This is a genomic window from Ruegeria sp. AD11(2025), assembly GCF_056542405.1.
In genome coordinates, this window is sequence record NZ_JBQFZU010000017.1 from 1 (window position 1) to 19,928 (window position 19,928).

15 protein-coding genes and 2 pseudogenes are annotated in these 19,928 nt (G+C 55.0%); 4 read left to right on the plus strand and 13 right to left on the minus strand.

The genetic code is table 11. The annotated features are described in order from the left end of the window. Together ACR1XY_RS15930 and ACR1XY_RS15935 are read left to right on the plus strand one after the other, a co-directional pair. Window positions 1-761: IS110 family RNA-guided transposase (locus ACR1XY_RS15930; RefSeq protein ID WP_480594596.1), on the plus strand; the 761-nt coding region annotated here is incomplete at its 5' end. Between the two features lie 524 nt (window positions 762-1,285). Continuing rightward, a pseudogene (locus tag ACR1XY_RS15935) lies at window positions 1,286-1,621 on the plus strand (DDE-type integrase/transposase/recombinase); the annotation flags it as partial. Window positions 1,622-1,802: 181 nt separating this feature from the next. Here the strand turns inward: ACR1XY_RS15935 and ACR1XY_RS15940 are convergent. The 5 genes from ACR1XY_RS15940 to ACR1XY_RS15960 all read right to left on the minus strand — a co-directional run bounded on the left by ACR1XY_RS15940 (window position 1,803) and on the right by ACR1XY_RS15960 (window position 7,821). Next, window positions 1,803-2,678 carry an ABC transporter permease gene (locus tag ACR1XY_RS15940; RefSeq protein WP_480594597.1) on the minus strand — a complete coding sequence of 292 codons (876 nt, stop codon included), beginning with the start codon at window positions 2,676-2,678 and terminating at the stop codon, window positions 1,803-1,805. Beyond that, the gene (locus ACR1XY_RS15945; protein ID WP_480594598.1) at window positions 2,679-3,605 is read right to left on the minus strand and encodes an ABC transporter permease; all 927 of its coding nucleotides are present in this window, start codon (window positions 3,603-3,605) and stop codon (window positions 2,679-2,681) included. 73 nt (window positions 3,606-3,678) lie between these two features. After that, entirely contained in the window at window positions 3,679-5,136 is a 1,458-nt protein-coding gene (locus tag ACR1XY_RS15950) for an ABC transporter substrate-binding protein (RefSeq protein WP_480594599.1), read from the minus strand. A gap of 151 nt (window positions 5,137-5,287) precedes the next feature. Beyond that, the gene (locus ACR1XY_RS15955) at window positions 5,288-7,153 is read right to left on the minus strand and encodes an ABC transporter ATP-binding protein (RefSeq protein WP_480594600.1); all 1,866 of its coding nucleotides are present in this window, start codon (window positions 7,151-7,153) and stop codon (window positions 5,288-5,290) included. A gap of 11 nt (window positions 7,154-7,164) precedes the next feature. Then, on the minus strand, window positions 7,165-7,821 hold the full coding sequence (locus ACR1XY_RS15960) for a pyroglutamyl-peptidase I (protein ID WP_480594601.1): 657 nt from the start codon (window positions 7,819-7,821) through the stop codon (window positions 7,165-7,167). Between the two features lie 111 nt (window positions 7,822-7,932). Between ACR1XY_RS15960 and ACR1XY_RS15965 the strand changes: the two genes are divergently transcribed. Next, the gene (locus tag ACR1XY_RS15965; protein WP_480594602.1) at window positions 7,933-8,859 is read left to right on the plus strand and encodes a LysR substrate-binding domain-containing protein; all 927 of its coding nucleotides are present in this window, start codon (window positions 7,933-7,935) and stop codon (window positions 8,857-8,859) included. A gap of 1,305 nt (window positions 8,860-10,164) precedes the next feature. Here ACR1XY_RS15965 and ACR1XY_RS15970 read toward each other — a convergent pair. The 6 genes and pseudogenes from ACR1XY_RS15970 to ACR1XY_RS15995 all read right to left on the minus strand — a co-directional run. Further along, window positions 10,165-10,728 carry a TetR/AcrR family transcriptional regulator gene (locus ACR1XY_RS15970; protein ID WP_480594604.1) on the minus strand — a complete coding sequence of 188 codons (564 nt, stop codon included), beginning with the start codon at window positions 10,726-10,728 and terminating at the stop codon, window positions 10,165-10,167. A 6-nt stretch (window positions 10,729-10,734) separates the two neighbouring features. After that, window positions 10,735-11,796, minus strand: coding sequence for a flavin monoamine oxidase family protein (locus ACR1XY_RS15975; protein WP_480594606.1), 1,062 nt, complete (start codon window positions 11,794-11,796; stop codon window positions 10,735-10,737). Between the two features lie 3 nt (window positions 11,797-11,799). Then, window positions 11,800-12,483 carry an SDR family NAD(P)-dependent oxidoreductase gene (locus tag ACR1XY_RS15980; RefSeq protein ID WP_480594607.1) on the minus strand — a complete coding sequence of 228 codons (684 nt, stop codon included), beginning with the start codon at window positions 12,481-12,483 and terminating at the stop codon, window positions 11,800-11,802. A gap of 3 nt (window positions 12,484-12,486) precedes the next feature. Then, window positions 12,487-13,155, minus strand: a complete 669-nt coding sequence (locus ACR1XY_RS15985) for a cupin domain-containing protein (protein WP_480594608.1) — start codon at window positions 13,153-13,155, stop codon at window positions 12,487-12,489. Window positions 13,156-13,191: 36 nt separating this feature from the next. Continuing rightward, a complete protein-coding gene (locus ACR1XY_RS15990) occupies window positions 13,192-13,812 on the minus strand; it encodes a glutathione S-transferase family protein (RefSeq protein ID WP_480594609.1) in 621 nt (206 codons plus the stop codon). A 364-nt stretch (window positions 13,813-14,176) separates the two neighbouring features. After that, a pseudogene (locus ACR1XY_RS15995) lies at window positions 14,177-14,269 on the minus strand (IS6 family transposase); the annotation flags it as partial. On the opposite strand from ACR1XY_RS15995, the gene ACR1XY_RS16000 reads away from it, so the two are divergent. After that, a complete protein-coding gene (locus ACR1XY_RS16000; protein WP_480594693.1) occupies window positions 14,244-14,723 on the plus strand; it encodes a GNAT family N-acetyltransferase in 480 nt (159 codons plus the stop codon). The pseudogene ACR1XY_RS15995 and the gene ACR1XY_RS16000 overlap by 26 nt on opposite strands. An 81-nt stretch (window positions 14,724-14,804) precedes the next feature. Here ACR1XY_RS16000 and ACR1XY_RS16005 read toward each other — a convergent pair whose 3' ends face one another. Both ACR1XY_RS16005 and ACR1XY_RS16010 read right to left on the minus strand, forming a co-directional pair. Continuing rightward, the gene (locus ACR1XY_RS16005; RefSeq protein ID WP_480594610.1) at window positions 14,805-16,211 is read right to left on the minus strand and encodes a Glu/Leu/Phe/Val family dehydrogenase; all 1,407 of its coding nucleotides are present in this window, start codon (window positions 16,209-16,211) and stop codon (window positions 14,805-14,807) included. Further along, entirely contained in the window at window positions 16,208-19,834 is a 3,627-nt protein-coding gene (locus ACR1XY_RS16010) for a hydantoinase B/oxoprolinase family protein (RefSeq protein WP_480594612.1), read from the minus strand. Before ACR1XY_RS16010 ends, ACR1XY_RS16005 begins: the two co-directional genes overlap by 4 nt. Window positions 19,835-19,928 lie beyond the last annotated feature (94 nt).

Below are 19,928 nucleotides of genomic sequence, written 5' to 3' on the forward strand. Positions count from 1 at the left end.
AAGCCATTTGCGAGGCAGCCCTGCGACCAACTATGCGGTTTGTGCAGGTCCGCAGCGAAGACAATCAGGCTGCAGCCCTGGCTTTCAAAGCTCGGGATCTGTTGGTCCGGCAACGCACGCAGATCATCAATGCCTTGCGCGGTCACTTATCCGAGTTCGGTTTTGTGGTTGCGAAAGGCCCAACACATGTCCGTAAACTTGTTTCTGCGGTCGAAGATGGGACCATTGAACTGCCGGCGATGTCCCGTCCTCTCCTGAGCATTTTTGTCGATACGCTTGACGCTTTAAATGGCCGTATCAGACAGTTGGAGGCGCAAATTGCACAGCGTGCCAAGGAAGATGAAACATGTCAGAGGTTGACCGCGATACCAGGCGTTGGCCCGATTATTGCGACAGCGCTTGCCGCGCTTGCGCCACCACCCTCGACATTTAGAAGGGGGCGCGATTTTGCGGCATGGGTAGGCTTAACCCCACTCCAGCATTCGACCGGCGGCAAGCAGCGCCTGGGGCGCACCTCAAAGATGGGCAACAGAACGTTACGGCGCCTCCTCATTATTGGCGCCAGCGCCGTGGTTAGATGGGCCGAGCATAAGGGGGCCACGCCTGGCTCCTGGCTCGCAAGGATGCTGGAGCGCAAGCCACCCATGTTGGTCAGGGTAGCACTGGCTAACAAAATGGCACGGATTGTCTGGGCGTTGATGGCACATGGCGAAGAATACCGGGATCAATCGTTACACGTTAGAGCCGTGCAAACGATCTGATCCCGGAGGCGTGGGAAGGTCAAACGGAAGGTAAGGCGCAACAGTCGATGAGACGAGATCAGGAAAACCAGCTTGCGACACAGTGCCTGGAGCACGTGGTTCTGGAGCACGTGGTTCTGAATTGGACTTGATCTGAGAACTCCATACGGGCCCGCGGCATGGGAAAGCCGCACTATGAGGCCGCATACATGTCAGCACCTGGCTACGCGAATTACCAGCCAAAGATTCTTCTTGCCCAAAGGGGGATGTCCATACATGTCGCAAACTTTGGGCATTGGTTGACCAAATCACGTGTCTTGGCTTTTTTGGCTTAAAAACAATTGCGAGCAGGTTTCAGTATGGCCGTCTTTGAAATACGGCCACTTCCCCAGGGACGTGGTCTTGTGCGCTGTGTTCTTCTAATGGTTCTGTTGCAGAGTTTTGACCATTGTCGCGCGTGGATGTAGCGAGCGTATTGTCCTTCTAATAGTTAGGTCGAAAGTCGGCTCATGATTTTATTCAAAGGCGAACAATATCTTTAGGATGTGATCCTGTTCGCGGTCTTCTTCTATGTCCGGTACGGCGTGTCATACCGTGATCTGGAAGAGATCATACACGAACGAGGCGTTTCTGTGGACCACACCACGCTGAACAGGTGGGTGACACGGTATTCCGGTGCAATCTCTGAGAACGCTCGTCGCCGCAAAGGGCTGTGTGTCCGCTCTTGGAGAATGGGTGAAACTTACATCAAGGTTAAGGGCAACCTCTATCGCTCCGTTGACAAACATGGCAATGCGCCGGACTTCATGCTGTCGCAGCGCCGTAACAGACTGACCTCCGTCAAATTCTTCGCTCGTATGCTGGAGGTCAACGGTCTGCCATGAAAGATTGTCATCGACAAAGCGAGCAAAGATGCAGCGTCGCGGGTGCATAGCGGACGAAGCGTTACGGCAAACCCGACGTGATCAAAGGTGCAATAAAAACGAAATCATGTTGGCTATGTCTCTTGAAAAAGTAACGGTCCGCGTTTGCGGACCGTTTTCAGCTTGCATTTTTTTGAGATCAGCGGGTTTGCCCCAATGGATCCAGCTCGTCCCTTAGCCAATCTCCAAGCAGGTTTAGGCCAAGCACCGTCAGCATGATGGCGACACCTGGGAAAACGGTAACCCACCAGGCAGTTTGGATGTAGCTGCGCCCTTCAGAAAGCATGCCACCCCAGCTTGGCGTCTGCGGGTCTGCGCCGAGGCCAAGGAAGGTCAGGCTGCTTTCAAGAAGGATATTGTTAGCCACATTCAGTGTCAGCAGAATGATCAGCGGACCCATGGCGTTCGGCAGAATGTGCGAAAAGATGATTTTCACATCCGGCAAGCCATAACTCCGTGCGGCTTGTACAAACTCCCGCTCTCGCAGGCTCAGTACTGAGCTCCGAACCAGGCGCGCATATTGCACCCATTGCGAAACGATCATCAGGACGATGATCCGATCGATCCCGGGACCCACTATGGCAATGACAGTGATCGCCATCAGGATGAATGGTAAGGCCAACTGGACATCGGCAAACCGCATGACAAAGGTATCCAGGAATCCGCGATAGTAGCCCGCAAAGAGCCCGATCACTGTTCCCAGCACCACCGACCCGACGGCAGAGAGCACGCCGACCAACAGTGAAACACGCCCACCGTGGATAATGCGTTCCAGAATATCCCGGCCCAACGGATCTGTCCCCAACGGGTGCTCAGACGATAGGAAAGGCGGCGTCAAACGTGCCAGAAGGTCAACTGTAGCCCCCCCGTCGGGATAGATGACCCCGGAAAACAGAACCAGTAGGGTCAGAGCTCCGGTCAGCAAAGCGCCCGCAATGAACTCGAACTTGAAGTAGCGGCTCATCAGAAACTTCGGAACGGCACGCACAGGTTTTTGTCGCTTTTGATCAGTCATTTAAGCCACCCTGATACGCGGATCGATCAGGCCGTAAACCAAATCGACAGCAAGGTTAACGGCGACAATCATGATCGCCAGAATGGAAACGGTTGCCTGCAGAAGCGGGTAATCGCGTTGCGCTATGGCCTCGATGGACAGCGTGCCCATCCCGGGCCAGTTGAACACCAGTTCGACCACCACAAGCCCGCCGATCAGATTGCCAAACTGCAGACCGAGGAAGGTTACAATTGCTATTGCCGCATTGCGCAGGGCGTGCTTGTAAATCACTACTCCCTCGGTCATGCCCTTGGCGCGGGCCACCATCACATATTGGGCCGACAACGTCTCCAACATCTGGGTGCGAACCAGACGAACATTCGTCGCCGTCAGGATGATCCCGATTGTCATGGCGGGCAGGATCAGTGCGGACCAGCTTTCAAAGCCCGACGCCGGCAGGAGCGGGAAGGTGATCGATAAAAGAAGCACGAACATGATCCCAAGCCAGAAGTTCGGGAAAGAAAGCCCCACCAACGATAACACCCGGATGACCTGATCAGACAGACCGCCTCTGTGGAGCGCCGAGTGGATTCCCAAAGGGATCGAAACAAGGATCGACACCCCAAGGGAAGCGACCGCCAGCAGCAGGGTTGCGGGCATGGCTATTCCGATCAGATCGCGGATCGAGCCGCGAAAAAACGAATCCCCGAGATCACCGGTCAGAAGGCTTTTGACAAAGTCTAAATACTGAACAAAGAACGGACGGTTCAGACCCAAAGCCTCGCGGATGCGGGCAAGGTCTTCTTCTGTAACATTGCTTGATTCAGCGGTCATCATGATCGCTGGATCACCAGTCAGGCGGATGGCAAAAGCAACAAAGAGGGTCACAGCAAGCATCACAAGTACCGCTTGAAAGACACGTTGCAGGATGAAGCGAAAGACGGGCACGAGATCTCCTCCCAGCGGCCAATGCTGATGGCAACCAGCTCCCAAGCCAGCAGGATTGGAAGCCGGAATTGGTTTAATTCAGGGTGATGTTCATGTAGCGGACGCGGTCATCTGGCGCCGGAACAAAGCCTTCGACACGATTGTTCACACCATAGAGCGTGGATAGGTTGTAGAGAGGCAGATCGAGCGCATGCTCGTGCGCATAAGCGGCCACTTTCTGCAACGCGTCCCGGCGCACTTGGGCGTTGTAGGTCGCCCGTTCTTCTTCGAGCAGCGCATTCAGCTTTGCATCATCGATGTAGGGGTTATTGCGTTCACCTGTATGGTACAGCAGATAGGCCGTGTTATCGAAGTCAAAAGTCCAACCACCCCAGCCAAAGTAGAACATCTCGCCGGATTTGCCGTTGGTCACGATCTCGTTGAAGAAGACGCTGGTCTCGTGGGTGCGAACCTTTAACTTCAGGCCAACTTGTTCAAGATAAGCTGCCATGACCTGTGCAATTTCGCGGAACGTTTCATTGTTGCTTGGAATATCCAGCGTGATTTCGGTCCCCGGCGCAACACCTGCCTCTTGCAACAGCGCTTTTGCACCTTCCGGGTCGTATGGATAGGGCTGAAGTGACGTATCATTGCCAAAGGATTTCTCGCCCTGAGCGCTGGATATCGGGCTTGCGAGTCCACCGAGCAGCGCCTCAATGATGGTCTCACGATCGACTGCCATTGAGATTGCTTTGCGCACACGCGGATCAGTGGTGATACCGTTTTCCGTATTGAAACGCGTGATGACAACGGACGGGCCATCGACGGCGACAAGGTCCACGACATCGCTTTGCTTGATGGTTTCAACCGATGGCGTCGGAATGTTCAGAGAGATGTCGATGCCGCCGGACAGAAGCTCCGCCATGCGTGTCGCGTCTTCTGGAATGAAACGGATGTTTACATTGTCGAGCTTGGCTTCGCCGTTCCAATAATTGTCGAACCGCTCAAGCTTTACGCCAACGGTTGGGGTGTATTCAACGACCTTGAACGGACCGGTGCCGACCGGTTTCATGTCGAATGCTTCTTCCCCGACTTCTTGGATGTATTTCGGCGGAACGATCATCGCGCCGTAGCCGGACAGCTTGGTGATCAGGACCGGATCGGGACGTTCCATCATGAAATCTACGGTGTGCTCATCAACAACCACAACTTCACGGATCGATGTGTAGTTGCCGCGCTGCGGACCCTTGGCACCTTCTTCGCCGAGTAAACGATCAAAGGTGTATTTCACCGCCTCTGCATTGAAGGGTTCACCGTTGTGGAATTCGACACCTTCGCGCAGGGTGAACCGAATACGGGTTTCGTCATCCAGGAATTCCCAATTGGTGGCGAGACCCGGTTGCAGTTGCAAGTCTTCACCGCGGAAAACCAGCCCGTCAAAGACATTGCTTGCGATCGAACCCCAGGCTAGGCGGAAAGTGTCGATCGGATCGAGGTTTTGCGGATCACGCCCCTGTGCGACGTTCAATGTGGTTTCTGCAAACGCGATCATGGGCGTTGCGAAAGTGAGGCATGATGCCAAAAGTGTCGAACGGACCGCGTTCTTGGCCGTGAGATATCGTGAGAGTTTAGACATAAGTCCTCCAGTCGGTGATTTGTGAACGGGGCATTCGCCCTTGTTGTTGCGCTGATTGGGTGGCGGGCTAGTGCAGCGAAACCCCCATTTCCTCGGTGGATTGCGCAGCGTAGAAATGGCCGTCTTCGACGGGTTGAAGATCGACAAGCGCCGGCCCGTCGCCGACAGGGCGCATTGCGCTTGGAATTTCCCCTTCCAATGGTGGCCGGGAGGGGCGGTGACCCGGACTTAGAACCGGAACAGCGGACAAAAGCCTTTTCGTATAGGGGTGCTGAGGGTTCTCAAAGATCTGCTGACGGCTACCGATCTCGACGATCTGGCCCAGATACATCACTGCCACGCGATGGCTGATCCGTTCTACCACTGCCATATCATGGGTGATGAAGAGGTAGGATAACCCCTGTTCAGCCTGCAGCTGCATCAAGAGATTCACAACCTGCGCCTGCACGGACACATCAAGCGCAGAGACCGCCTCATCAGCAATGATCAGGCTAGGGTCGCAGGCCAGAGCGCGGGCAATGCAGAGACGCTGTCGCTGACCACCCGAGAACTGATGCGGGTATCGGGTGGAATGGGCTGCGGGCAGATCGACTTTGGTCAGCAGATCTGCAATCTTTGCCTCGGCTTCCTCTTTGGATGACACCAACCCGTGGACTTTTGCAGGTTCAATTAGGCTTTCGCCGACAGTCTTGCGCGGATTCAGCGAGCCATAGGGGTCCTGAAAGACATATTGGCTTTGCTTGCGGAACGATTTGCGCTGTCCCGCTGGCAGAGAAAAGATGTCCTGACCGTTGTACCGCATCGCGCCTGATACCGGTTCCACCAGCTGTTGAATGGTTTTCCCGACCGTGGATTTGCCGCTGCCGGATTCCCCGACCAGAGCAAGCGTTTCACCGGGATAGATTTTGAATGAGATTTTCTCTGCCGCGTGCACTCGGTGCGTCACGCGGTTCAAGAGCCCGCCACGGATGTCATATCGTGTCGTCAGGTCTTCAACTTCAAGCAATGGCTGGCTGCGATCCACGGCCTTGGCCGGGGTCTGGTCGCGGATCGGTGTTCGACCCGGAATGTCAAACAGTTTCGGTCGCGTGGTGCCGGTCATGCTGCCAATGCGCGGCACCGCTGCCAATAGCGCCTGCGTGTAAGCTTCTTTCGGAGTCCCCAAGACGGTTTCCACCGATCCGGTTTCGACGAACTTGCTGGCCTTCATCACCAGAACATTGTCAGCCATCTCGGAGACGACACCCATGTCATGGCTGATGAAAATCACGGAGGTTCCCATCTCGGCCTGCAGTTCACGAATGATGTGAAGAATTTGTGCCTGAATGGTCACGTCGAGTGCCGTTGTCGGCTCGTCCGCGATCAGGATTTTTGGCTGGCAGCAAAGTGCCATGGCGATCATGACACGTTGGCGCATACCACCGGACAATTGGTGTGGATAGCTGTCCAGCAAGCGCGCGGCGTTGGGCAAGCGCACAAGGTCCAGAAACTCCAGTGCCTTGGCGCGAGCATCGCGTTTGCTCAACCCCTGGTGGAAGACCAGCGTCTCGCCCATTTGCCCCCCGATCGTGAACACCGGGTTCAGGGACGTCATAGGTTCCTGGAAGATCATCGCGATTTCATTGCCGCGGATTTTGCGAAGCTCGCGCTCAGAAAGCTGGGCGAGGTCCACACGCCGCCCCAGAGTTTCACTTCCGAAAAGTAATTTGCCTTCTGGAACACGGCCTCCGATGTGTCGCAGCAGTCCCAGGATCGCGAGCGATGAGATCGATTTGCCAGAACCGGATTCACCAACGATGGCCAAGGTTTTGTCGTGCTCAAGATCGAAGGACACGCCATCGACAGCCCGAACCGCGAAATCCCCATAGCCGAATTCGACTGTTAAACCGCGAACGGAAAGCAGAGGGGTGACGTTTGTAGAGCTGTCTGGCATTGCCGTGATCCTTATACGAAGAGCGATCGCTGTGTGGAGAGCTGACGGCTCAGCGTACCGATGCAGATCGCGACGGCATCGGTGATCATGGCCAAACTCATCGAGGGTACTTTCGCCTCACGGCGTTTTGTCATGGCGATGTTTGCGGGGGTCTGGGGCACATGAATGAACCCGTGCCAAGTAGGCATGCCCCGTTGGTGAACCAAATGCGCTGTAGTGTAGAGCATCTGGTTACAAAGGTGGGTGCCCGCGTGAAAGGACAGCGCCGCAGGTATGCCCGCTTTATTGATCGCATCGACCATTTCTTCGTTGGGAAGCGTCGCGTTGTAGGCGTCAGGTCCAGAGGTCATAATCGGGGTTCTTTCATAGCTTTTGCCCGCCACATCAGGAACAGAGAAATGTCGCCAATTGATGCCGACCATTTCAGCCTCGATGATTCCTGCGTCCGAAACTCCGAGCCCAAGCCATGCGTCCGGGCACTGCTCTTCAAGAAGTGTTTTCACATTATCTGTCAGGCTCGTGCTGCACACAGGAAGGACGTGCAGGCTCAGATCGCAGTCATGCCAAACACGCTTACGCAGCTCCTCCACGGTCTGTGCCGCCGGGTTGTTTTCCGCTTTAGCCCAGGGACCATAACCCGCCACCAATATCTTCGGCTGATGCGCCATTCGTACTTCCTTGGTTTTCAGTTTCAGAAACCATGGACGAACGACCTTGATAATCTCAAGTCATATTAATACATTGATCTATGCCTAAATATTATACCAGAAATTTCCACAGTGAAACACCGTCAAATTGAAGCCTTCCGTAGTGTCATGCAGTCCGGGACCACGGCCCAAGCTGCAAACTTGATGTCTGTGACCCAACCGGCGGTAAGTCGATTGATTGCCGATCTCGAAATCTACCTAGATTTCAAACTGTTCGAACGTACCAAGGGACGTTTGTTTCCAACGCCAGAAGCGCTTCGTTTCTACGATGGAGTTGAACGGTTTTATATTGGCATCGAAGAGCTTGATGGCGCGGCGAAACAAATTCGGGAGGAGCGGCCGAGTGACTTAAAAATCTGTGCGACACCCGCCTTATCAACCAGTGTCATTCCCATGGCGGTCAAAAAATTCCGCGAATCTCACCCCTCTGTGGCTTTCCAGATCGAGACCGGCTCATTTACGCAGATTGCACTCAAACTCCAAACGCATCAGGCGACTCTTGGAATTGCGCATGGGTTTCCGGACTTACCGGGCATGCAGAAAGAGTCATTGATCAAAGCCGCTCACGTCTGCGCAATGCACGAAACACACCCACTGGCGATGCGTGACGTGATCAGGCCTGAGGATTTGGAAGGCGAAAACGTGCTGCGGATATTGCCGGAGCAACAGGTCAATTGGGACGATACATATATTGTGCTCGACGAAGCTGGCGTTCGATACAAGTCCGATATTGGCATCCAGAGCTCGCATACCGGCTATTCAATGATCTCGGAGAACTTGGCAATTGGTATTATCGAACCCTTTGGCGCTGGTCCCTGGCGTGCCAACGGAGTAGTCACCCGACGCTTTGAACCCAGTATTGAGTATTCCTATACGATCGCTCGGCCCGAGGGGTTGCCTTCCTCAAAGCTACTGGAGGATTTTGTCAACGTCCTGAAAACTGCTGCTTCAAAGTTTTCGCGATTCACCGATGGAACCGAAAGCCTTGAGCAGGGCTAGTGCCGAAAGAGACATTTTAGATCATCTTGCTCGTCCAAGGTGCCACACAATCGTGTTCCCTTTGACAGCGAACCGGAGTGGGTTGTGAGGGTGTTGTCTAATCGCACAGCCTAGATTCAGTCACTTTGCGTTTTGAATAACGGTTGCCGGGTGCAAGGTTGTTTTCGCGGTAAACATCGGTCACCGCATGATAGAGTTCTGGGAGGGGCGCCTTCCAAATGTAGATGGCGCAATCAGCTGATCCAGCGGTGCAACACCTTCAGCGGAATGGCTCTGCTCATGTCTCGCTGAGGACGTCAAAGTGTTATCATACGCTAAACGCGAGCCGTGATATCGTCACGCTGCCGTTTCGGCACTTTGTTCGAAGAACCTGCCGGTTTCGAGTATGGCATGCATTGTGACGGCCAGCTTGTGCGCGACGGAAAACGCCGCGCGGTATTAGCCGTTCTTCTCACGGAGTTTGAGGTCCCAGTCACAATCGGCTGAACTGTGGATCGGGATAACGGTGGCAGCCTCATAGAGAAATTCTCGAAAATGACGATCGCCGCGCCGGGATACCGGGCTCCGGCTGCCCACGCCTAAAGCGTGTGCAGCTGCGCGGCGGCGGAAACGGAAGAGGACAATGGGCGGTACGGCAAAAGGGTCGTGAGACCGGGTCGGGAAAACCAGCTTGCGACAGAGAGCTTCGAGCACGTGGTTTTGAGTTCGCCCGAATCCGCCAACACCATACGGGCCAGCGGCATTTACTTAGGCCGCGCAATAGGCCAAACACATGTCAGTACCCGAACCGATGCTAAAGACCCATCAAATTACCTCTTGCGTTTTTGGCGTCTACATATGTCTCAAATTCCCTTGTTCGAAGCGGCGCCGGGCTGAAATACGGAGCCGTCGACCCAAGTCCGATGGCGGATGAAAGCGATGCGGGGAGCAAGTGCAACCATCGCGACTTTTCCACCGAGACGTTGCGCGAGCTGAGTATCACGGTGTCCTTAATTGCTGGAAACTCGCTTCAAAAAGTTGAGCAAAACAAGAACTTGTGCCTTCAATTTCTGGACTGTGTCATCAATTGACGGATTGTGCCCCCAAATTAAGACGGTATATCCTGTGGAAGAACTGTGTTGCGGCCATACGTGAATTGGGCAAATGGCCCATTTTTCATACGGCTAGTTAATGCGCGATCACTTCGTGGTCGGTTGTGGATATCCCAACATTAAGGGCACAAAACCCCGATATTCCACCTCAAGTATGTCTGCGTCCGGGAACTGTGGGCACAGTGACAGCTGAGTTGCCAAGTTTCGCACAACATCAACAGCGTGACTTTAAGACACCCAGAGCTTCATCGAATGTCTCAACATTCTCCTCTGCGCGTGCGGTCAGATGCGCGCCTTCCAATAATGCGAGAACGGCCCTTGCCTCGGCGGCAGGATCAGTGGTCCCAGATATCGAATTATCCGCTTGGCCAAGCTTCAGAATCGCTTCGATCTTGCTGACCATCATGGCGCGGAATCTGCGGATCTTTTCTATGACTTCGTCGGACAAGCTCTCTCTGCTGCTGATCAGGGACACACAAAGGCACAGTGTCTTGCCATCATTCGAAGCATCCCGGTACAGCGCGATCAGAGCTAGTAGTTGCTTAGCCCCGGTTTCATAATCCACCCGGATACGCTCGCACGCTGCTTCAAGTGTCGTGTGATAGCGATCCATGAGGGCTGCTGAAAGGGCGGCTTTCGTTGGGAAGTGATAGTGGATTGACGCTTTGCGAATACCCACAGCCTCGGCCAGATCGGCATAACTGAATCCATCAACTCCGCGCGCACGCGCCGCACGTTCGGCAACATCCAGCAAGGCAGTTTTGGTATCAACCGTCATGCGCGTTCAAACCTTTTCTGTCTTGACCAAGGCTACCGCTTTGCCTGCGGCTTCAAGGGCACCCTCGATGTATCCTCCAAACTGCCGCGCGACCTCGGTTCCCCCAAAGATCAGTCGACCATCCCAGAGGCGAGTCATTGCCTGCGGCAGCCCATATTGCGTATGAGCGTATAGCGGCTGTTGATCCTCTTCGATAGAGGTGAAGGGGTCAAAGGCCCAGTCTTTGACAAAAAGTGCTTTTGGCTCTGCTGCTTCAGGGCCGAACAGCCGTGAAAGCTGCTCCTTGATAGCCTGCCGCAGGCGGTGTTCGTCTTGGCGCGCTGTTGAATTGATGCCAATGAAGCCGAACAACGCGTAAGGTCCGCCATCGGCAGGTGAAGCGTCGTGGATTTCCACCATCGGTCCTACACGGCTCATGGCGTCACCGGACAGCCCGGCTGTGCGCCAGAATGGCCAATCGTAAATGGCCATGGCCTTGGCCTGACCTGCCATCCATGTCGCGATGCCGGTCATGGCAGCTTGCGTTTCTTTTGGCAAAGCTGGCGAGAACGCGATCCGGCTTGCGATACGAGGCGGAAGGGCCAACACTACTGCTTGCGCAAGGATCTTTTGCCCCGATTGAGTGGTTGCGTTGATGTCGTGAGCCGACTTTTCCAATGCAGTGATGGGTGTAGATAGCAGAAGGCGATTGTCAGGCAGCTCGGCGGTCAGTGCATCCGTAAGGGCGCTCAGACCGCCTTTGAGACGATAGGATCCCTGCATCGAGGCACATCCACGACCGCGTTCTACATGGCTGTTTTCATCTTCAAAACTAAACGCCCCTGTCGAGTATTGTTCAAACCAATCCAGCCCGAACCGTTTTATCAGAGCAGCGACGCGCGGTTGTCCGGGCCAGAACCAGGCCGGACCCATATCAAAATAGCCGCCCTCAAACATCTCGGTCAGGACACGCCCACCCGGACGGTTCCGTGCTTCTACCAGCAGATAGTCGTGGTCTTGCTCGTCCAATTGCGTTGCCAGGCTGAGCCCGGATAGCCCCGCACCAATAATCAGAGTCTGCGTCTGCACCGGTCAGAACCCTTCTGAGGCCGGGCGTAGATCCAGCTCATGCGTCCATGTGGATTGCGGTTGATGCGCCAGTTGCCAATACGCCTCGGCAATCTCGTCAGGCTTCATCATTTTTGACGCGTCTAGGCTGTGCATGTCACGCGACCGGGGGGTGTCGATGATACCGTCCAGAATGACATGGGCCACATGCACGCCTGCGGGCTGATATTCCCGTGCCAGAGATTGCGTTAGCCCACGCAAAGCAAACTTGGCCGATGCAAAGGCCGAAAAGCGCGGCCCACCCCGCAGAGACGCCGTTGCCCCCGACACGATCAATGTGCCACCGCCGCCGCGCACCATCGGTTGCAAAACGCATTGGCCTAGAATGACAAGCGATTGCACCATAGATGTCCATGTCCGCTGGTAGTCTTCCAACGTGGTTTCGGGAAAGGGTGCGATCACCAGTTCGGCCGTATTGTGAACGACAGTTTTCGGTGGGCCATAGGTAGCGATCAGATCAGATATGACCGGGCCGACGGCCTCAGGGTCGCTTAGATCAAGTTCATGAAAGCTGCCAACGGGATTTTCAGGCCGGGTGCGCCCGAGGCCAACGGCTGTCATACCGCCAGCCTGAAACCGCGAGACTAGAGACTGGCCAAGGCCAGCCCCCGCACCGGCGACAAGCGCCAGAGACTTAGAGGTATCCATGTGTCATACCGCCGGTGGTTGCGCAAATGGCAGATGCCCGGATTTCATCCAGACCTTTGCGCCCTCCGGCCCGGCGATGGCGGTTAAAGGCTCACCTTCGGGCAGGCGCAGCCAGTCATTCTTTTGCAAAACGTCCTCGCCCGACGTAAGCGATCCCCCGATCATCAGAAGCTCGATACCGCCCGGAGCGTTTGATGTCATCTGAGCCCCGGCGTCCAGATGGCTGTAGGTGACAACCTCGCGGTCATCTTTGTGCAGCGTGGCAGTGGCGACGCCGTTCACCGGTGCAGCTAGTTCATCGGCCATGGTTTTGCGGAACTGGTTGCGATCGTCCATGTCGAACTGCCAGAGTTTGACGAAGATCGTGCAGCCGGGTTCCGACCCGGGTGTATGCTGGGTGGTTGGCGGATTGCGCACATAAGTTCCTTCGGGAAAATCGCCGTGCTCATCCTGAAACACACCGTCCAGTACGATGAATTCTTCACCGCCCGTGTGGGTATGGGCCGAAAACTTACTGCCCGGTGCATAACGCACAATCGTGGTTGCGCGGGCGACTTCGCCACCAATTCGATCCAGCATGCGGCGGTCCACACCCTTCATGGGCGAGGCCTGCCACTCAAGCTGGTCAGAGTGAACAACGACGCGGGTGGAAAAGTCCGAGTTGAGTTCCATGGGGGATATCCTTTCGACTTAGATGGCAGAGTTCGATCAGGCGGCGATGGATGGGCGCGCGGCAACTTTAGCACGCCAGGCCTGAAGGTTGGTCAGGCTCTCAGGAATTTCAACTTTTGCGAAATCGGCGAAAGCCAACCCGGCAAAAGCGGTGATATCCGCCATCGAAAAACTGTCACCAGCCAAATACTCATTTTCAGCCAAAACTGAGTCAAGATAGGCCATTGTGTTACCGGCAACCTCTTTCTGCTTTTTGCCCCATTCCGCGCATTGATAGGTCTCCAGATCGGGACCCAGCCCGGGTGTGGCGTGGTGAAAATAGGTGCCCACTGCGTTCAACAAACCGTTCTCCGCACGCAGGTTCATCATCGAGATGCGGGCACGTTCTTTCGGAGTTTTCCCGGTCAAAGATGGGCCTTCGAATTCACCGTCAATGTATTCGGTGATCGCGTTGCACTGCGAGATGTGGAACCCATCAGCCAGTTCGAGGCAAGGAACAACGGCATCAGGGTTCTTGGCTTTGAATTCCGGCGTGCGATGCTCGCCGCCCATTACGTCAACAGGGATGAACTCAACTTTGTCCGTCACGCCTTTTTCGGCCAAAGCGATACGGATACGGGCAGGGTTTGGGAATCCTTCAGTATCATAAATCTTCATTTGTGCATCTCCGTCAGTAATCGTGTTTTTCAAAGACTACCTATCAGAAGGTAGTTTTTGTTGCAACTCCGTTTCTTGCCAAAAAGAAAGCTGCGGAATTCGCGTATTTCTGCCGAAATCCTTGATTTGCGCCGGCCAAGTTACACTTTTCAATTTTGTTCTTAGACACAATAGAATCGGTGTCTGCGCCATAGGCAGGGGCACCAAACCTGGTTGGGCGACGCACTCTCCGCTCGGCTGCAATCTCCTTGAAAAAATTTTCAACCCGAGCTGGCACGATAGTTCGATTGAGATAGCAGGGCCCCTTGGTACGGGTTCGTAATAAAGCATCAATTCAGTCCTCCTGCGAACGTGCAAAGTCGCATTTCCGCCCAACCATCTCAATCGGGATCGGGCAACCAATCCCCTTCAGCGTTTTGTTGATGCCTTTGATGCCAGCTGTGATCGCCCCGCTTTTGCTGGATGCAAACCGCGCTCAGCTTGGTCTCTGGCTACCCTGGGTATCCCACATGACCTGTCTGGCGGACACCTATAGCTTCATACAGAACTCCAAACGGGATAAAGCCGATGCGCGGGCCTGCAACTTTGGGCTTTTCGCCGAAAACTGTTTGTTGGGTGTGCTTGGCCTGAAGGAGATTGATGCTGAAAAAGGATCGGCTGAGATCGGTCACTGGCTGGCAGGAGATTTACAGGGCAAAGGACTTATAATCGCCAGCGTTTCGCAGTTGATTGCGCTGGTATTTGCAACTGATGGAATCCAGCAGTTGACGCTTGGTATTGCCATTGAGAAGCAAAAGAGTCGCGCTTCAGCTGAACGGCTGGGGTTTGTGTTTAAACGCACCAAACGCGGTGCCGGATTTCTTAGCGGTAAGCACGTGGATCATGCCACCTACTGCCTTTCGAAGGCATAGGTTCGTTGCGGGCTCCAACCGAGGTAACTGCGGAGAACACTGTTGAGAAGAGAGTGGTTGGAGAAAACCACTCTCTCCACGTCAGATGCCGATGGCTCTGTAGGCCTCGGCTATCCGATTGATTGCAAGGCTGTAGGCGGCAGTGCGCAGATCTGTCGAAGGATTGTTCGGGCTGTTCCAACCGCGCGAAAGTTCTGCATAGGTTGACCGCATCATGTCATCCAGACCAGATCGAACCAGGTCGATTTCGCGGCGACTATGAAAGAACTCGGCTTCGGCCTCCTTGGGAAAAGCCTGCCCCGTCATCATCTCCAGCGAGCGGGCCAGAGTGCGGTGGCCCTTCTCGTCATAGCGGCGTTCCATCAGGCCAAAAGGGATGTGGGTCAGGTTCTTGACCCATTCAAAATAGCTGACTGCAACTCCGCCTGCATTGGCGAAGAGATCGGGGATGATGACCACGCCGCGCTCGCGCAGCGATTTGTCTGCTTCATAGGTTACGGGGCCATTGGCGGCCTCGACGATCAAGCGTGCTTGAATTGCTCCGGCATTGCGGCTGTGGATTACACGTTCAAGCGCGGCAGGGATGAGAATGTCGCAGTCATCTTCCAGGGCTTTGGTTCCGTCGTGATCAAAGTGGCCACCTGCAAATCCCTGAACGCCACCCGTTTCGATGACATGTGATTTCAGGCGCTCGATGTCGAGACCTCTCGGGTTGCGAATAACACCGTCACGTTCGATAACCGACGTGACCCGACACTTGTCTTCCTCGGATAGGAACTTGGCGGCATGATAACCAACATTGCCAAGCCCCTGTACGACAACGGACCGACCAGCCAGATCATTGCCGCCAAATCCTGCTTTTTGAGCGTCTATAGCCGTCTCAAAGAAAACCTGCACTGCATACTGGACTCCACGGCCGGTGGCTTCGGTTCGACCCTCGATGCCATTGCCCCCAAGTGGTTTGCCGGTCACGCAACCCATCCCGTTGATGTCATCCGGCTTGAGGCGACGATACTCGTCCGCAATCCACATCATGGTTTGATCATTGGTGCCCATGTCAGGAGCCGGCACATTCATACCTGAATTCAGGAAACCGTGCCGGATCAGTTCTTGCGCAAACCGGCGGGTGATTTTTTCCAACTCGTGCTCTTCCCAATCGCGTGGGTCGATCATCAACGCGCCTTTCGACCCACCAAACGGCAGGCCGAGCAGGGCACATTTATACGTCATCAGCGCAGCCAGGGCTTCGACCTCTTCCTGGTCGGCCTGGAGAGAGTAGCGAATACCACCCTTCGCTGGGTTGTTGTGCGTGGAATGCACAGCACGCCAGCCGGTGAAGGTGTGCATTTTGCCTCTCAGCCGGACCCCGAAACGGGTGACGTAGGTGGCATTGCAGACCCGGATTTTCTCGGCCAGACCATCGGGAAGGTCCAGCGAACCAGCGGCCGAATCAAACATCGCGCCAACGTCAGATAGGAAACTGCTCATTTAGTGGCGCCTTTTTGTCCATAGCCACCACCGCCCGGGGTGTTCATGACAAAGATGTCACCCGGAGCCATCAGCGCTTCGTCATTCCCGCGAAGTGGGACAATGGTTCCATCCTTGCGTTCGACATGGTTCTCCCCAGATTTGCCAGGCTCCCCGCCTGCGGTTCCATGTGGTGGAACCTGCCGGTGTGAGGACAAGACGGTTGCCGTCATCTCTTCAAAGAAACGAAGCTTGCGGGTAATCCCGTTGCCGCCCCGCCAGTATCCATTGCCGCCAGATTCCTGCCTTATCGAGAACTCTTCGATACGTACGGGAAAACGGCTTTCCAGAACCTCTGGGTCCGTCATTCGGGTATTGGTCATATGGCTGTGAACCGCGCTTGCCCCGGCAAAGCCGTCTCCGGCGCCAGTACCCCCACAAATGGTTTCGTAGTTTTGCAGGCGCGCGTTGCCATAGACGAAGTTGTTCATGGTCCCTTGCGATCCGGCAATCACCCCAAGTGCACCAAAAAGCGTATCCGCGATAGCTTGGCTGACCTCAGTGTTGCCCGAGATCACAGCCGCCGGATAGTTCGGGTTGATCATCGACCCTATTGGGGCGCGGATGTCCATCGGCTTCAGGCAGCCCTCGTTCATTGGGATGTCTGCACCAACAAGCGTCCGGAAAACATAGAGGACAACCGCGCGGCAGATTGAAAACGGAGCATTGTAGTTGAACTGATCCTGCGATGAGGTGCCTTCAAAGTCGACTAAGGCACTGCGCGTATCTTTGTCGACTTTGATGCTGACAGCAATTTGCGCACCGCTGTCCAACGGATAGGTGAATTCGCAGTCTTTCAGGACATCCAGAACCCGGCGCACGCTTTCTTCGGCATTGTCCTGCACGTGGCCCATATAGGCTTGCACAACTTCCAGTCCAAACTGACGGGTGATCTTGCCAAGCTCCATCGCGCCGGTGGCATTGGCCGCGATCTGTGCCGCCAGGTCGGCCATGTTCTCATTGATATTGCGGCACGGATAACGTCCCGATGCTAGAAGCGCGCGCGTCGCATCCTCACGCAGCGTACCGCGTTCGACCAGCAGGAAGTTATCGATCAGCACACCTTCTTCATCAATGTGGCGACTGTCAGGCGGTGCCGATCCGGGTGTCTTGCCACCGATATCCGCATGGTGTCCGCGAGACGCCGTCAGGAAGATAATCTTCTCACCGCGATCATCGAAAACCGGCGTGATCACGGTAACATCGGGCAAATGTGTCCCCCCATTATAGGGGTTGTTCATCATAAACACGTCGCCAGGTCGGATTTTGCCTTCGTTCTCACGCAAGATCGTCCGTACACTTTCAGACATAGAGCCCAGGTGAACCGGAACGTGCGGCGCATTGGCGACTAAGTCGCCATTGGCGTCGAAAATTGCGCAAGAAAAGTCAAAACGCTCCTTGATATTCACAGAGTAGGCAGTGTTGGCAAGCGTCGCGCCCATCTGATCGGCAATCGACATGAACAGGTTATTGAACACTTCCAGCATCACTGGATCGACGCTCGTGCCGATGGCTTCTTCTCGGCTGATGGCTTCGACACGGCGCAAGATCACCCCTCCACCTGCAAGACCTTCGGCATTCCAACCCGGCTCCAGAACATTGGTGCCGGTTGGCTCAACGATAATTGCTGGACCGGATACCCTATCACCAGGCTGGATTGTCTCTCGCATGACCAGTGGCACATCCTGCCACGCGCCCTTGGTAAACATGCGGGCGGTATGGTTCCCGAATTCAGTCGTGCCGTTCTGCGACGGGGCCACACTTTCACCGGTTGCACCAACAGCTTCGGCCGTCAAAAGATCAATGACCAGATCATCATATACAGGCACGAACCCAAAGCGTTGTTGGTGGGCGTCATTGAACGCAGCTTGCATCGTTTCTTGATCGCCAAACGAAACCAGCAACGTCTGATGTGAGCCAGGGGTGCGAATTTGTGCGGTATACATCAGCTTAATTTTCGAAGGGTCAATGCCCTGCTGCAGCACTTCGTCTCGTGCGGCTGCACCAAGGCCGGCGAGTACTTTCCCGGCCTTCACATGGTCGGCAATCGAGCTGGCGAACTGATGCTCGCGGATTGCCCGGATATCGGCCAACCCCATCCCAAAGGCGGACAGAACGCCCGCGAAGGGGTGAATGTAAATGCTTTCCATACCAAGCACATCGGCAACTTGACACGCGTGTTGCCCACCGGCCCCACCAAAGCAGTTCATGGTGTATTTGGTGACGTCATACCCACGCTGCACAGAGATCTTTTTGATCGCGTTGGCCATATTCTCAACTGCGATGCGCAGATAGCCTTCGGCCAGCTCTTCTGGTGTTTTGGGCGCTTCGCCGATCTCGACCGAAATCTGGGCTGCAAGCTCTTCGAACTTGGTACGGGCCGCTGCCACATCCAACGGTTCGTTTCCCTCCGGGCCGAACACGCTTGGGAATTGACTCGGCTGAATTTTTCCAAGCAGAACGTTGCAATCGGTAACTGTCAAAGGTCCGCCGCGACGGTAGCTGGAAGGTCCGGGGTTGGCACCGGCACTTTCCGGCCCGACCTGCATCCGGCCTTGTCGGAAACTGAGGATCGATCCTCCGCCAGCAGCAACCGTATGAATGCTCATCATGGGGGCACGCATTCGCACGCCAGCAACTTCTGTCTCAAAAGACCGCTCGTATTCACCTGCATAGTGACAAACGTCCGTCGAGGTGCCGCCCATGTCAAAGCCTATCAGTTTGTCAAAGCCTGCCTCTTCCGCGGTGCGCACCATACCGACGACACCTCCGGCGGGTCCCGATAGAATGGCGTCCTTGCCCTGGAACAGACCCGCATCAGTCAGGCCGCCATTCGACTGCATGAACATCAACGAGTTGCAGCCACCTCGACCGGCTCCTAAGGTGTCGCTGACCTGTTCGACATACCGGCGCAGGACGGGGGACAGATATGCATCCACAACTGTAGTGTCGCCGCGGGAAACCAGCTTGATTAGCGGACTGACTTCATGGCTGAGTGAGACCTGGCTGAAACCTTGTTGTTTCGCCATATCACCGATTTTCTTTTCATGTTCGGGAAAGCGATACCCATGCATCAAGGCGACGGCCACAGAGCGGAAGCCTTTGCCATATGCGGCGCTGAGCGCCGTTCGCACCTGTGACAAATTCAACGGCGTCGCGATGGTGCCATCCGCATCCAGCCGTTCTTCGACTTCGATCACCTCATCATAGAGAAGCTCAGGAAGCACGATTTCCAGATCGAAAAGCTTGGGTCGGTTCTGGTAGCCGATCCGAAGCAGATCACGCATTCCTTTGGTGATCAGTAAAACTGTTCGATCACCCTTACGCTCAAGCAGCGCATTGGTGGCAACCGTGGTCCCCATTTTTACGGCCTCAATGATACCACCGGGAATCTCGTCGTCAGATTCCAGTTCCAGAAGCTCGCGAATCCCTTGAACAGCTGCATCTTTGTAGCGTTCTGGATTCTCTGACAACAACTTATGCGATTGCAGTGAACCGTCAGGTTTACGCGCAACAATATCGGTAAATGTGCCGCCACGGTCCACCCAGAACTGCCATAACGCTCTGTTATCGTTTGAATTCATCGAAGTCTCTCCCTGGGTTTGCGGTAGCGAGTTCCTGACAGATGCACATGTCAGGATTGGCACGTCAGGAATTACGATAGTAAAACATTGACAA

Coding starts and splice junctions, on each gene's coding strand:
- ACR1XY_RS16000 (WP_480594693.1), top strand. CDS start 14,244: ATGCCAGCTGTGATCGCCCCGCTTTTGCTGGATGCAAACCGCGCTCAG.
- ACR1XY_RS16005 (WP_480594610.1), bottom strand. CDS start 16,211: ATGAGCAGTTTCCTATCTGACGTTGGCGCGATGTTTGATTCGGCCGCT.
- ACR1XY_RS15950 (WP_480594599.1), bottom strand. CDS start 5,136: ATGATCGCGTTTGCAGAAACCACATTGAACGTCGCACAGGGGCGTGAT.
- ACR1XY_RS15955 (WP_480594600.1), bottom strand. CDS start 7,153: ATGCCAGACAGCTCTACAAACGTCACCCCTCTGCTTTCCGTTCGCGGT.
- ACR1XY_RS15970 (WP_480594604.1), bottom strand. CDS start 10,728: ATGACGGTTGATACCAAAACTGCCTTGCTGGATGTTGCCGAACGTGCG.
- ACR1XY_RS15985 (WP_480594608.1), bottom strand. CDS start 13,155: ATGGAACTCAACTCGGACTTTTCCACCCGCGTCGTTGTTCACTCTGAC.
- ACR1XY_RS15960 (WP_480594601.1), bottom strand. CDS start 7,821: ATGGCGCATCAGCCGAAGATATTGGTGGCGGGTTATGGTCCCTGGGCT.
- ACR1XY_RS15940 (WP_480594597.1), bottom strand. CDS start 2,678: ATGACTGATCAAAAGCGACAAAAACCTGTGCGTGCCGTTCCGAAGTTT.
- ACR1XY_RS15980 (WP_480594607.1), bottom strand. CDS start 12,483: ATGGATACCTCTAAGTCTCTGGCGCTTGTCGCCGGTGCGGGGGCTGGC.
- ACR1XY_RS15990 (WP_480594609.1), bottom strand. CDS start 13,812: ATGAAGATTTATGATACTGAAGGATTCCCAAACCCTGCCCGTATCCGT.
- ACR1XY_RS16010 (WP_480594612.1), bottom strand. CDS start 19,834: ATGAATTCAAACGATAACAGAGCGTTATGGCAGTTCTGGGTGGACCGT.